We start from the raw sequence: 12,461 nt of genomic DNA, 5'->3' as shown, positions 1-12,461 counted from the left end.
CTGCATTGAAAATAACCTTTGAAACTCTTGTGATACAGCATTGTTCGATTCTTCTTAGAGCAGATGCATCTTGGATTCTGCCTCGTCCCACGGCACCGAGTAGCCTGCCCCCTTGGCACAAAAGATCGAAGAGGATGTATAAAGCGGATCTGCATCCTTTTCATAGCTTTTCCTTTCAATCACTTCCTCCGCGTTATGGCAGCGATCGTATCCGCCAAATACACAGCGGATGCTACCTCGTCCATGCGTGAAAGAAGCGAATTCGGTGCTGTAATTCATGAATGTTGCTACAGGCACCCTTCCCGTAATGACCGCATGCGTATCCGACATTTGCGGTGGCTCGAATGAACCTGAGGCGCGCTGAATATCCGAAAGTACCCTCCCCATCTCGTTCATTCCCACCTTTATTTTGAAGTCATAATAGGGTTCTAACAGCAAATTCTCCGCTTTCTCCAGCCCCTGCCGCAGCGCGCGGAAGGTGGCCTCACGAAAGTCGCCCCCATTCGTATGTTCGTTGTGCGCACGGCCTCTTAGGAGCGTAATTTTCATGTCGGTGACCGGCATACCTGTCAATAGCCCATGATGCTCCCGTTCATAGAGATGAGACCGAACTAGATTCTGGTAGCTAAAATTCAGTTCATCAGGATGACAAACGCTAGTGAAGTGGATCCCGCTGCCTCGCTCACCCGGTTCAAGCAGGAGGTGCACTTCCGCGTAATGCCTGAGCGGTTCGAAGTGTCCATATCCCGTAACAGCAGACTGTATCGTTTCTTTATACAAGATTTCTGGTTGGCCGAATGAGACAACGAAACCGAAGCGTTCCTTCACAACCTGCTCCAGCACTTCTAATTGGATCAGACCCATGACACGAATGTGAATCTCTTGCAAACTCTCTTCCCAAACCACATTCAGAGACGGGTCCTCCGCATTCAGAATGCGAAACGCACCGAGCACTTGCTGCACGTGAAGCGAACCGTCAAACTGTACTTTCGACTGTAGTGTCGGCTCAGTCTCATAAGCAAACTTGTCTGAGAAGAGCCCCACGCCTTGTCCAGCTTCGGCCTCGGACAAGCCGACGACCGCGAACAAATCGCCGGCAGTCACTTGTTCAACCGAGTGTGATTTCCTACCATTAAACAGTAAGATTTGTGTAATCTTCTCTTCGTATCGAAGCCCACCGCTTTCATAGCTAAGCAGCTCCCGTACCTTCAGCTTGCCGCTTAGCGCTTTGACGAACGTTAGCCTCAACCCGTTTGCTGCGTGTCGAATTTTATAAATGCGCCCCCCGAACGGAGCCGTTTCGTCATAAGACGCAGTCGTCAACAAGGACAGTTGATTCAGGAACTCTACAACACCATCATCCTGCAGTGCCGAACCGCAGGTGCAGGGGAAAAGACTCCCATCTCGTATCATCTCCTGCAAGGCACCCAGCCAAAAAGCTTGATCGTCCCGTTCCTCTATGAACGCTTCTAGCAATGACTCGTTCCGCTCCGTCATCATCTCTCGTAGCTCCTCACCGACGATACCGTTGGCGAAGTTGTCCTTGACGGAACAGACATCCCCTGTCAACTGACTGCGTATCTCCTCTTTCGTCCTGCTGGCATCCGCGCCGATCCGATCTGTTTTATTGATGAAGAAAAATGTCGGTATCCGATGTTTGCGCAACAACTGCCAGACTGTCTCGGTATGACCCTGAACCCCTTCTACTGCACTGACAATCACGATAGCGTAATCCATTACCCCGATCGCCCGCTCCATCTCGGAAGAAAAATCGACGTGTCCAGGCGTGTCGATCAAATAATAAACGTCGCCCTTATGGTGCATAACCGCCTGATCGGCGAACACGGTAATGCCTCTTTTCCTCTCGATATCGTGGCTGTCCAAAAAGGCATCTTGATGATCCACCCGGCCCCGCGATCGGATACTGTTCGTATGGTATAGCAACTGTTCGGCGAAAGTAGTCTTGCCAGCATCGACATGGGCAAACAAGCCGATCGTTAGACGCTTCATGTTATCCCTCTTCCATAGCTACTCGACTGCAATATCTTTTTTCATTAAAACATAAGAATGGAGAAGAAGAATAGTTGTCTAACGCTTTCTTGTAAATTGCCGTATCCATTCGCACATTTTCATTTACTACAGGCTCGTATCAGTTGCCAAGCTTCACCCAATTGCATGCTCTATACCATGCAGAGTGAAGCGAGGTGATGAATATGACTGACGTAGTAGTGATCCTTTTCAGACGTACCGTAGTGAATGGCGTACGGAGGCGAATTATTCGCGACGTTAGCATCATTGGAAGTGCCGCACCATGCAACCGATTTTTAATGATTGGTAGACGTGTGGGTCCAGCTGCTCGTTGTCTTTTGAATAACGGGTTCCAACGTGTGTTATCGAGAGATAATGTTTTGGTGTTTATCCGAGTAAGATAAGTAGGTCTGTATGAAAACGGTAGCTAATAGAGTTACCGTTTTCTGCTGTTACAACATACACAATTTCAATTATGAGAAACTCACTGGATTATCAAGGGCTTCCATTCGTCAGAAAAAGGAGCAACCGTGTTTTCACTTCAGCGCTTCGTCAAACACAGACTCTATTTGATCTACCTCTTTCGACACCGCGAATAAGACAAACTGCCCTTTCGTCTTCAAAACATGCTTTTCGATGAGAAAATACTCCTCTGGGCGATAGTCTTTCAATTTGATTGTTTGTGCCTCGATCCGTTGTTGTATGTTCACTTTTACATTTTCGGTGTCGCTCGCATCTTTGACTTTGATAATAGCCAGTTCATCCGCTTTCACATTGGAGGAAGCCGTGTATAGGATGAAATCCTCCACTTTTCCTGCCTCGATCTGATACAACTTTTGCAGTTTCTCCAGATCCCCTTGCTTCATATCCTGAAAACTTACCGTTTGTTGAATTCTTTCTCCCACTTCTGCAGCCGAAAGTTCTTCGGAAGTCCCGCCGTCATTGGAGCATCCGGCTAACACTCCCATTCCGATAGCAAACATAAGTAGTACAGACAATAATCGCTTCATTACATTCACTCCATGATATTCAGAATAGAGGTGTCTTCAAAAATCGTTTTGACATTATAAAGGAATAGCATGTCATGAAACTGCCGAACTTGTATGAGCTTTGTTACAGATGCCTCGTAATATCGAAGGTCAACGACATCAATCTCTGCGAAGTGTTCGGCTAAAAAGGGAATCAGACTATTGGCGTACGAATCTTTCACTATCAGCAGCTTCTTCCTGTCTGGATGGTCGGTTGTGATTCGGACCAGTGCATGGTTGCCGTTCAGGAATACCGCATACTTATCCTTTTTGGCCAAATTGTCCATCTGGTACATGGAATCCGCGGTACGGCCTTCGTCCACGTACTCCACCTTCATTTTGCTTTCCTCTTTTGGCAGATAAAGATTGATACGATCAGGCTGCAGATGACGGAAGCCGCTCTTCGAATAGAGCGATCCGTAGAATGCATCCGTCACCTGCCGGATGTTGAACGCAGCTTCGTCTTTTGGAACAATCCCCATCTGCTTGCACAACACCCGGTAAGCATAATAAGCGCCTTTGCTCGTCCAATGATGATCCGTTTTATAAAAAATGGCTTCTTCGCGTCCCGCATACAGCGCGGGATAGACATCAACGAAGCGAATATCGGGTGGAAGCGATTGCCGAACTCGATTCAGAGCAGCATGTTCATCGCCAATTGGTGCGTAGGCGGGCAGTTTATCCCGAAGCAACGCTGCTGGGGTCGGTACCAGCATGAAGTACTTGCGAAGGTCGGGCGTTGTCTGGTGAATCGAATGGATGGCCTGAACTCTGTCTTTCACCTCTGCGTCCAGCGGCGTTGAGAAATATTGAATCAGGTACCCATCCTTGCCCAGATAAACACCGTTGCTGTCCTTTTTGCCCATAACACGATCCGCATCCGTTTTTAGCCCGATCCAAACGTCCCGGAAAGCAAATTGATCGGTGATATAGGTCTCGTAATCAGAAGTGAATTTCCCCGCCAACAGTGATCGTAATGAAAAAGGTGGCCTCCTCTCGAGCACCCTGTTTTCCGATTCCGAGAATGCTTGATCAGGTGTCAGTATGTTCAAAACGGCCATCATGAGGATAAACAGCAAAAACAACAAGCCGGTCACGGTTCGCGTCCGTTTGTCATATCCGGTCAAGACCGCTCCCTCCCCTCAAAACCGAAAATATAAGAATGGATTGTAATCCTCAAAGACCAAATAAGCTGACGACACAACCAAACTGATGATAGAAAATGCCAAAGCAGCGATCATGCCTACCGAATTCCATCGCGCTTTCATCTGCTCCAATACTTTCCGGGGCAGAGGTGTCGCGCACAAGGCCAACAGTACGAGCAATCCCCCATACGTCGTCAGGTCGTAGAGCGCCTGGCGATCCACCCATTCGTGCGCCCCGAAACCAAACATCGCACTGATGAACATCCACGCGGAAGGCAAATGTTCGAATTCAAAAAGAACCCACCCGACAACGACAATTGGCAGCGTGTAGAGATGTCCTGCCCAGTTCGGCCAATGCTTCAGCCATCTCAGCAAAAACAGCTTCTCAAACACAACGAAACAGCCGAAATACAAACCCCAAACGATAAAGTTCCAGCTCGCCCCATGCCACAGACCAGTTAAGAACCATACGATCAAGAGGTTACGGAACTGCTTGCCCAAGCCCATCCGGTTGCCGCCGAGCGGAATATAGACATACTCCCGGAACCAGGAACCGAGGGAAATATGCCACCTGCGCCAAAATTCCGTAACGCTTCGTGAAATATACGGATGCTTGAAGTTTTCTGGGAATTCGAAACCGAACATTTTGCCGAGCCCGCGCGCCATATCCGAATACCCGCTGAAATCAAAATAAATTTGAAACGTAAACGCCAGAATGCCGAGCCACGCGGATAGGACCGTCAATTCCTCCATCGGCGTCGACTTCACATTCGTCCATAAGAGTCCAATATTGTTGGCGAGCAGCACTTTTTTGGCCAATCCTCGGATGAACCACTCCGCTCCTTCGCCGAACCTCTCCAGCGTCACTTTACGAAAGACCAGTTGCTCCGCAATATCTCCGTATTTGACGATCGGACCTGCGACCAGTTGAGGAAACATCGTGACGTAAGTACCGAAAGCGACGAAATTTCGTTGTGCCGGCACTTTTCCTAGGTATACATCTACTACATAGGACATCGTTTGGAACGTATAAAAGGAAATACCGACGGGTAGTGGCAGATCAGCCACCTGTATTTGCAGACCGAATAGATCATTCACATTCGAAACGACAAACCCGGCATATTTGAAGAAACCGAGAATCGCCAAACTGCCACAGATGGAACCGAACAACACTGCTCTGGCGATCGGCTTGCGGTGTCTGTACTTGTCGATCACAAGCCCGTTGATATAATCAAATACCGTTGTAAAAATCATGAGGATGATATATACCGGTTCGCCCCATGCATAAAAGATGAGGCTCGCTGCGAACAGAACAGCATTTCTCAGCTTATTGGGCGACAAATAATAAACGAGCAGCACGGCGGGCAAAAACTGAAACAGAAAAATCAGACTGCTGAATACCAACGTTCGTTTCCTCCCGCGCCGTTATTTTGAGCTCTCCATACGCGCCAGCGCATCTTTTACGTAATCGAGCAGGATCGGATAAAACTTGGCCTGGAAATGAACCCCGTCTTCATCGTACATGTCAGGATGATCGGCAACAATTGACGATACATCGATGTATCCGACTTTTACCTTGCTTGCCAGCTCTTTCAATCCCTTATTGTAGTCGCCGATATTTTGATAGCGGGGCTCCGTTTTTTCTGCCTTGGCCGTAACCGGTGTAACGGATAATATCGTGATGGACGCCTCAGGGAGCCTTTCTTTGATGCGATCAATCAATTGGGCGTAGTACGATAACGAATATTCCTTGGGATGATCGGTCGGCCATAAAATGTCGTCCGAACCCAGTTGGATAAAAATATGCTCAGGCTTTCGCTTGACTAATTCGTCCACATCTTCCAGCGCGAATTCAGCCGTTTTCCCTGCACCTGCCAGCACGTTCTCCTCTTTCAACACATCATGGTAAGACAATCCCTCCGTAATCGAATCTCCGAGAAAAACGCTTGTTTGATACAGTGATGCATATGAGGTTTGCTCCGGAGTGGAGATGTCACCAGCTTGTCTGGTAATCTCGGAAGCGGGTGGTTGTGGTTGTCCATTGGTGCCACATGCCGCAACCGTTAAGGCGACCATGGCGAACAGTGTAATACCCATCAGTTTCTTTTGCACTTTCATCTTTCCCCTTTCTTCTTGAACAAGGTAAAGAGTAAACGTCGGATATCAAGATCAGATGCAGATCAGTTGCAGATTGGGTAGAAATGCAAAAAGAAAGTGCAGAACCGAGGTTCTACACTTTCTTTTTCTTCAATTCAAAATAGAACAAGACTCCTTCGTCCGTATTCATTGCCCCATAGTCCGCCCCATGTAGTTCTAGTATCTGCTTGGAGATCGCCAGGCCCAAACCGGTTCCTCCAGTCGAACGGTTGCGGGAATGCTCGACGCGGTAGAAACGATCCCATATCTTCTCCAACTGCTCGGCAGGAATCTGGATGCCTTTGTTTTCGATGTAAATCTTGACGGTATCCTCCCCTTCAACCGTTGCGATGACAATATCCTCTTGTTCCGGCGTGTAGCGTATGGCGTTTGTCAGGAAATTCACGATCACCTGCTCGATTCGATGCTGATTGGCGATGACTTCAACTTGGGCTAAACGGTGGTGCAATTGTAACTGCTTGTCGGCGAGTTCTGGTGCCAACTTTACACAGATTTTCTCCAGTAGCATATCAATCCGGAACGAATCCATCTGCATTCTATACGCACCGGATTCATATTTTGCCAATTCCAGCATATCGGTAACCAGCACGTTCATCTTCTGCACTTCATCTTCCATCGCAGCAAAATAGTAGTCACGCTTCGGGCTGTCCGCCTTATCCTTCAAAATGTACAGGCAGCTTTCCATGATACTTAGCGGAGTTTTCAGCTCATGCGACACGCCCGCTATAAATTCTTTACGCGTTTGCTCCAGCCGCCTTTCTTTCTCAATATCCTGCTCCAGCCGGACAATATGGGCATGCAGCATATCCGAAAGCCGATTAATATTCCGTGACAGGCTACCGATCTCATCCTCTGTCTTGATCGGAATTTTTTCAGAGAAGTCCAGCTTAGCCATTTTTTGCGTCATGTCGTCCATGCGGAGCAAAGGAGCTGCTATTCTGCGGGAGTAATAGAAGGAGGCGAGCAGAACGAGCAGCAAGGTACCTGCAATGATGTAGCCGTAATAACTTCTCATGATTCCCGCCGCTTCGTTCACAGGCTGCAGCGATGTCATGGCAAACAGATAGGCGGGCTTCCCTGTTTGATCGGTCACACGCTCAACGAATATTTTGTAATCAATATTGTTCTCTTGGTAGTCTGTTATGGTGCTTGTTTGCTCCACATCATCCCCGTATAGAAGATCCGCTTGAAAAGCTTTCACCCGTTCAAGAAATAAGCGGTTCGTATAGCGGGATACATCCGCGCCTTGCGGTGTCCGGACCTGTGTGATGGTTCCGCGCACCAAAACGCTGGGATAACGCTCATGGTATTCGGTGCCACTCTTGAATCTCGGGACGACCTCATACTCTTTTTTGACGAGTTGCTGATTCTCCAGTCGATCTTCCTCTCTGAGATTGGAGACACTCCTCCCGATCCGTTGCGCAAACCATTGATTATCGAACATGATCCCTTCCATGGCAAGCTGTTGTCCCACTTTCACATAAGGATCGAGGAAGGGGGTATCGGTGCTTACATCCTCCACATCCATGACCGTGTACAACGGAATGACAATCGACTTGCCAGAAAGAGCAGGGATGGTGTCTGAGTCCTCCAGACGGACCTCCATCTGGAAATCGTCCGTGTATTTCAAATGGCCTCTATCATCCAATCGAGCAAACCAGGCATTCGTCTTTTGATAAAACTCCTGTTCCTTCCTGACTTCATCCTGAGAAGCTCCGGCATGAGTCAACACGTTTTGCCGATAGGATTGAAGGGCTTCCTTCACCTTTTCTACCTTTTGATGCACATAATACTGCTCAAAAAAAACGGTTTGTCCGATAAAAATGCTCGCGATCACAGACAGGCATAATCCCGTCGTGAGCAGAAACAGCTTGCGCACAATGCTTGTTCTCATGGCCGTTCCTCGAATTTATAACCGGAACGAACAACTGTGACGATATGCTTCGCATGCTCTCCCAGCTTGGAACGCAAATTCCGAACATGGCTGCTGAGCGTACGATCCTCGCCGTCAAAGTCGTAACCCCAGATTTTTGTAATGAGCTGTTCTCTGGTGAGGATGATGCCTTTGTTTTTCATTAAGTAGGCCAAAATTTCGAATTCCGTGTGCGTCAGGCTATAATTCTTTCCCTCAATCGAAACAGTTCGGGACGGCAAGTGGATCGTAATGCCGCCGCCGAACAACATATCCCCAGGTTCGTGCATTTGCCGGTTTTCCAGCAACCGTTTGGCGCGTGCCAGCAGGATGGGTGGACTGCACGGTTTCACCACATAATCGTCCGCCCCAAGCTCGAATCCAAGCAACGTGTCATCCTCATCCGAACGAGCTGTTAACATCAGAATGGGGACGTTGGAAATTTTACGAATGCGTCTGCATACTGACCACCCGTCCAATTCCGGCAGCATAACGTCCAAAATGATCAAATGCACTTCATGCTCCTGAAATAACGTCAGCCCCTGACTCCCGTCACCCGCTTCCAGCACTTCGTAACCTTCGTCCATCAAGTATTCCTTCATAATTTCTCGCAAAACTTGCTGGTCTTCCACAATCAGTATCGTTTTCGTCATGCTAATGACCTCTCGTCCTCTATCTCTCCAAAAGATATTTTTTAGAATGGTATCATGACTTTGGAGTCGTCACAATATGGGCAGTGTTGCAAATGGTCGTAGAGGCCTTTCTGGGCACACAACAAAAGCCAAATCTTGTCATCTAACAAGATTTGGCTCGTTTCTACTATTAATCTACTATTTACATACTTTCCTGCCCCACGAGTTGGACAATCATCCTCATCGCTTATTTTTCAACTTTGTAATAGCGATCCCCGGTCTTCGGATTGAAATATACACGACGCTTTTCCTGCGTTACCGGATCGATCGTCACTTCATTCGTCGACTCAAATCCGGGCGGGACGATTTCTCCGTGGTCGGCGTGCAGTCGCTTGTCCTTGATTTTGGAAATGATTAGCAAGGTGATGAAAAGCAAGATCTGAAAAACAATGTAATAAAGGATATAAATCATTCATTACACCTTTTCAACGACAACTGCTGTACCGTATGCGACAACTTCCCCCATATTTCCCATATTTCCAGAGTCATAACGACACATTACCACAGCGTTAGCTCCCATGGCAGTTGCGTTTTTAATCATGCGGTCAAGCGCCTGTTTCCGCGCGTCCTCCAGGAGCACCGTGTATTCCTTGATTTCTCCGCCAACTACTGAACGAAGACCTGCCATGATGTCTCCCCCAATTCCGCGTGCTCGAACGATTAAGCCGAATGTTGTTCCTTTCACTTCAACGACACGATATCCTGGAATGTTTTCTGTTGTTACGACGATCATTTGCTTCTCCTACTTTCTGCTTTTATTTTTGAAGATCACATGTAGCACGATGTCAGCGCTAAAATGACTAATGATCGCGGCTTCTAAACCGTATCGCCAATATAGGAAGCCAAACAAGATGCCTAAGATACCGTTTAGCAACAGCGTCCATACAGTGACCACGTTGCTTTTTCCGTACGTCATGTAATTGGTTGGGAGATGGGATACAGCGAAAACAATGGCGGCAATACAGATGCCCAACCAATAGGAAATTCCCATCCATCCCATTTTCTGTGCCAAAAATACGACAACAGTCATAACCCCTAGACGCATGAGTACTTCTTCGCAAACCCCTCCGTAAAAAGACGAGAGAAAGCCGAAGAACCGTGATGAAATGGGTTCTTTACCCATTATTGTGGTCATGTGCTGTTGAAAGAAAGAACGATCCACCCATTTTACCAAAAGACCTAGCGCGATACCTGAACCAATAGATACGGCCCAAAACGACCAGATGGAAAAAGGCAGCTCCGCTCCGGACACCCAGTGATCGAGAATCCAGAGTCGAAGACCAGTGGAAGGTATGAGCCATAAGCCTATCGCAGTCGCCAGAGCCAGAAATACACAACTCTGAATGATCATAATCGCAACCATGACGGAAATAGGCGGGACTTTTTTGTTAGGGTAGATGGCGGCTTGCAGTTGCACATATTGGCGAATCGTGTTGGATTGAATAGGTATAGCGCATAGCGCGCACAGTACGCTAACCAACCAGATCAGCCAAAAATCTTCCATTTCTACGCCTCCTTTTTAGATTTCTGATCGTTCTAAAAAGTACCAGCCCATGAAGAAAAACACGATGTTGAGTGTAAAGACACCTGCGAGCCCCGGTAAACCTGTGATGAATGCTTGCGACAGAGTTGAGTTTTCTTGAATAATCATCATCGCCGCATTTGACAATCCACCTGGAGATACCATATCCAAAAATTTACCGAGAAATTGTGGAACCGTGAAGATCAGGATATTGAATACCAGCGAGGCTCCACCCGCACCAACAGCATTGTTAAAAAAACTGGAGGCGCACAGTGTTGTTGTGACGACAAGGAATAGATTCGGTATGTACATCAACGTACCTATCCATACATGCGTCCAATCTAGTTTTCCGAAAAGGATCTCTGTATAGTAGGCGGTTATCCCCATCCCGATCAGCATGCTTGCAATTGTCAAAGTGTAATAGGTAATGGCTTTGGCGAGATAGTATTTGGCTCGACTGATGGGCTTGACGAATACCATAGATGCTACCCCAGAGGCTTTCTCTCCGGCAATGGATCCCATGACGATAAGGATTAGCACAAACGTGCCGAGTGAGCTAAATTTGCTAATCGCCGTCGAGAGTACTTCTGGAGCAGACGGGGTTGGAATTTTGATGACTGCCCCTTCCGGCAGTCCAGTGGAATTGGCCAAAATATCAGGGAGCATTTTCATCGTAATCGGCTGTGTAATCATTAAAGCAATAAACACAATCGGGACAATGAGAATCTTGTAGGTTCTGACCAATTCATTAAATTCTTTTCTGATCATTGGGTGGGAAGTCATCAGTTATTCACAACCTTTAGGAAAATATCTTCGAGGGTCGATACGGACAAGCGATAATACTCCAGTGTCCCGCCAGACTCCAGAAGAATGTGAGGCAGGAGTGCCTTGGCTTTTTCCATGTCATTGGTATGAACTTTGTAAATACCGCCGTCTAGGTTCCATTCCCTGATCCAGGCTAGCCCATTCAATACATCGGTTAAATCGATGTCCTGTTGATCAAACTTGAACTCAATCAGTGGCTCCACATGGTTTGCTCGCAGCTGATCCAAACTGGACGAAAGCACCACCGTACCGTCCTTGATGATGACGATATGGTCGGCGATTCTTTCGATGTCATCCAAAATGTGGGTCGACATGAAGACAGTCATATGTTGCTTCAACTTTTCTATTAGCAATAAGACGTCATATCTGCCCATGGGGTCTAGCGCGGAAACGGGCTCGTCCAAGACAAGTAGCTTGGGGTTGTGGATGAGTGCCTGGGCAATCCCCAGACGCTGTTTCATCCCTCCGCTGTAACCGCTTATTGGGCGGTTCCTCGCCTCATTGATTCCGCATAACTCCAAGAGTTCATCTGTCCGCTGCGTAATTGTGCGCTTGTCCAATCCATAAAGTCTACCCACCCAATGCATCCACTCTGTCGCTGTCATGTAGTTGTAGAAGGCTGGGATTTGTGGACAATACCCTACTTCACTTGTGACTTTATTGCGGTCGGTCACGACGTCGTAGCCTACTACTCTCACTTTTCCTCTGGTCGGTGCAGCTAATCCGGTTAGGATACGAATGGTCGTCGTTTTCCCGGCACCATTCCCCCCAAGAAAACCGACACAACCGATGCCATCGACGGAAAAGGTTACGTTCTTTAACGCTTTATGGTCTTTATATTCCTTTGTGAGGCCTTCACATTCAATAACTCGCAAAGAATGTCAACCCTTTCCTCGGTTCTCTTGAGCTAGTCTTTTCTGCCTACAAAGAAATACACGATTGGACCCAAGGTGTTTATAAAGATAATGCCGAGAGCCCACGGCCATTTTTTTCCACCTGCAACTCGGTATGCTTCGCGTCTTGCCAAATCAATTAAAGCAATAACTGCTAGTATCAATTGAATAGCAATGATAGGCGCAAGAAGCTGAATGTCGAATGGCATGGATAAAACCTCCAATTTTTATAGTTATTATAAAGTTTATCATTATTTTG

Annotated in this window: 13 protein-coding genes; all 13 read right to left on the bottom strand. The window is 47.4% G+C overall.

The window, feature by feature from the left end; all coding sequences use genetic code 11:
* Nucleotides 1–54: 54 nt before the first annotated feature.
* On the bottom strand, nt 55–2,010 hold the full coding sequence (locus PMI05_RS27735) for a translation factor GTPase family protein (RefSeq protein WP_007729153.1): 1,956 nt from the start codon (nt 2,008–2,010) through the stop codon (nt 55–57).
* Nucleotides 2,011–2,564: 554 nt separating this feature from the next.
* Nucleotides 2,565–3,038, bottom strand: a complete 474-nt coding sequence (locus PMI05_RS27730) for a DUF4358 domain-containing protein (RefSeq protein WP_007729150.1) — start codon at nt 3,036–3,038, stop codon at nt 2,565–2,567.
* A 5-nt stretch (nt 3,039–3,043) separates the two neighbouring features.
* Nucleotides 3,044–4,183, bottom strand: a complete 1,140-nt coding sequence (locus PMI05_RS27725; RefSeq protein WP_007729148.1) for a DHHW family protein — start codon at nt 4,181–4,183, stop codon at nt 3,044–3,046.
* 15 nt (nt 4,184–4,198) lie between these two features.
* Entirely contained in the window at nt 4,199–5,605 is a 1,407-nt protein-coding gene (locus PMI05_RS27720; protein WP_007729146.1) for an MBOAT family protein, read from the bottom strand.
* A gap of 21 nt (nt 5,606–5,626) precedes the next feature.
* Nucleotides 5,627–6,319, bottom strand: a complete 693-nt coding sequence (locus tag PMI05_RS27715) for a GDSL-type esterase/lipase family protein (protein ID WP_007729145.1) — start codon at nt 6,317–6,319, stop codon at nt 5,627–5,629.
* A 112-nt stretch (nt 6,320–6,431) separates the two neighbouring features.
* A complete protein-coding gene (locus PMI05_RS27710; RefSeq protein ID WP_007729142.1) occupies nt 6,432–8,252 on the bottom strand; it encodes a cell wall metabolism sensor histidine kinase WalK in 1,821 nt (606 codons plus the stop codon).
* Nucleotides 8,249–8,923, bottom strand: coding sequence for a response regulator transcription factor (locus tag PMI05_RS27705; RefSeq protein ID WP_007729141.1), 675 nt, complete (start codon nt 8,921–8,923; stop codon nt 8,249–8,251). Before PMI05_RS27705 ends, PMI05_RS27710 begins: the two co-directional genes overlap by 4 nt.
* A 226-nt stretch (nt 8,924–9,149) precedes the next feature.
* Nucleotides 9,150–9,374: a hypothetical protein gene (locus PMI05_RS27700; RefSeq protein ID WP_007729139.1), complete on the bottom strand. Its 225-nt coding sequence runs from the start codon at nt 9,372–9,374 to the stop codon at nt 9,150–9,152.
* Between the two features lie 3 nt (nt 9,375–9,377).
* Nucleotides 9,378–9,695, bottom strand: coding sequence for a heavy metal-binding domain-containing protein (locus PMI05_RS27695; protein ID WP_007729137.1), 318 nt, complete (start codon nt 9,693–9,695; stop codon nt 9,378–9,380).
* Nucleotides 9,696–9,704: 9 nt separating this feature from the next.
* Complete coding sequence (locus tag PMI05_RS27690) at nt 9,705–10,466, bottom strand: type II CAAX prenyl endopeptidase Rce1 family protein (RefSeq protein ID WP_007729134.1); 762 nt, start codon at nt 10,464–10,466, stop codon at nt 9,705–9,707.
* 15 nt (nt 10,467–10,481) lie between these two features.
* The gene (locus PMI05_RS27685) at nt 10,482–11,267 is read right to left on the bottom strand and encodes an ABC transporter permease (protein ID WP_007729133.1); all 786 of its coding nucleotides are present in this window, start codon (nt 11,265–11,267) and stop codon (nt 10,482–10,484) included.
* The gene (locus PMI05_RS27680; protein ID WP_007729132.1) at nt 11,267–12,184 is read right to left on the bottom strand and encodes an ABC transporter ATP-binding protein; all 918 of its coding nucleotides are present in this window, start codon (nt 12,182–12,184) and stop codon (nt 11,267–11,269) included. Before PMI05_RS27680 ends, PMI05_RS27685 begins: the two co-directional genes overlap by 1 nt.
* Before the next feature lie 32 nt (nt 12,185–12,216).
* Nucleotides 12,217–12,411: a PLD nuclease N-terminal domain-containing protein gene (locus PMI05_RS27675; protein WP_007729128.1), complete on the bottom strand. Its 195-nt coding sequence runs from the start codon at nt 12,409–12,411 to the stop codon at nt 12,217–12,219.
* Nucleotides 12,412–12,461 lie beyond the last annotated feature (50 nt).

The organism is Brevibacillus sp. BC25 (assembly GCF_000282075.1).
In the GTDB taxonomy this organism is placed as follows: Bacteria; Bacillota; Bacilli; order Brevibacillales; family Brevibacillaceae; genus Brevibacillus.
Note: the sequence above shows the minus strand (reverse complement) of the source record. Positions and strands in the feature narration are given on the sequence as shown.

What these genes read in the sequence shown, in the direction of transcription:
- PMI05_RS27735 (WP_007729153.1), bottom strand. Translation starts at nt 2,010, where the DNA reads ATGAAGCGTCTAACGATCGGCTTGTTTGCCCATGTCGATGCTGGCAAG.
- PMI05_RS27730 (WP_007729150.1), bottom strand. Translation starts at nt 3,038, where the DNA reads ATGAAGCGATTATTGTCTGTACTACTTATGTTTGCTATCGGAATGGGA.
- PMI05_RS27715 (WP_007729145.1), bottom strand. Translation starts at nt 6,319, where the DNA reads ATGAAAGTGCAAAAGAAACTGATGGGTATTACACTGTTCGCCATGGTC.
- PMI05_RS27710 (WP_007729142.1), bottom strand. Translation starts at nt 8,252, where the DNA reads ATGAGAACAAGCATTGTGCGCAAGCTGTTTCTGCTCACGACGGGATTA.
- PMI05_RS27705 (WP_007729141.1), bottom strand. Translation starts at nt 8,923, where the DNA reads ATGACGAAAACGATACTGATTGTGGAAGACCAGCAAGTTTTGCGAGAA.
- PMI05_RS27700 (WP_007729139.1), bottom strand. Translation starts at nt 9,374, where the DNA reads ATGATTTATATCCTTTATTACATTGTTTTTCAGATCTTGCTTTTCATC.
- PMI05_RS27695 (WP_007729137.1), bottom strand. Translation starts at nt 9,695, where the DNA reads ATGATCGTCGTAACAACAGAAAACATTCCAGGATATCGTGTCGTTGAA.
- PMI05_RS27690 (WP_007729134.1), bottom strand. Translation starts at nt 10,466, where the DNA reads ATGGAAGATTTTTGGCTGATCTGGTTGGTTAGCGTACTGTGCGCGCTA.
- PMI05_RS27685 (WP_007729133.1), bottom strand. Translation starts at nt 11,267, where the DNA reads ATGACTTCCCACCCAATGATCAGAAAAGAATTTAATGAATTGGTCAGA.
- PMI05_RS27675 (WP_007729128.1), bottom strand. Translation starts at nt 12,411, where the DNA reads ATGCCATTCGACATTCAGCTTCTTGCGCCTATCATTGCTATTCAATTG.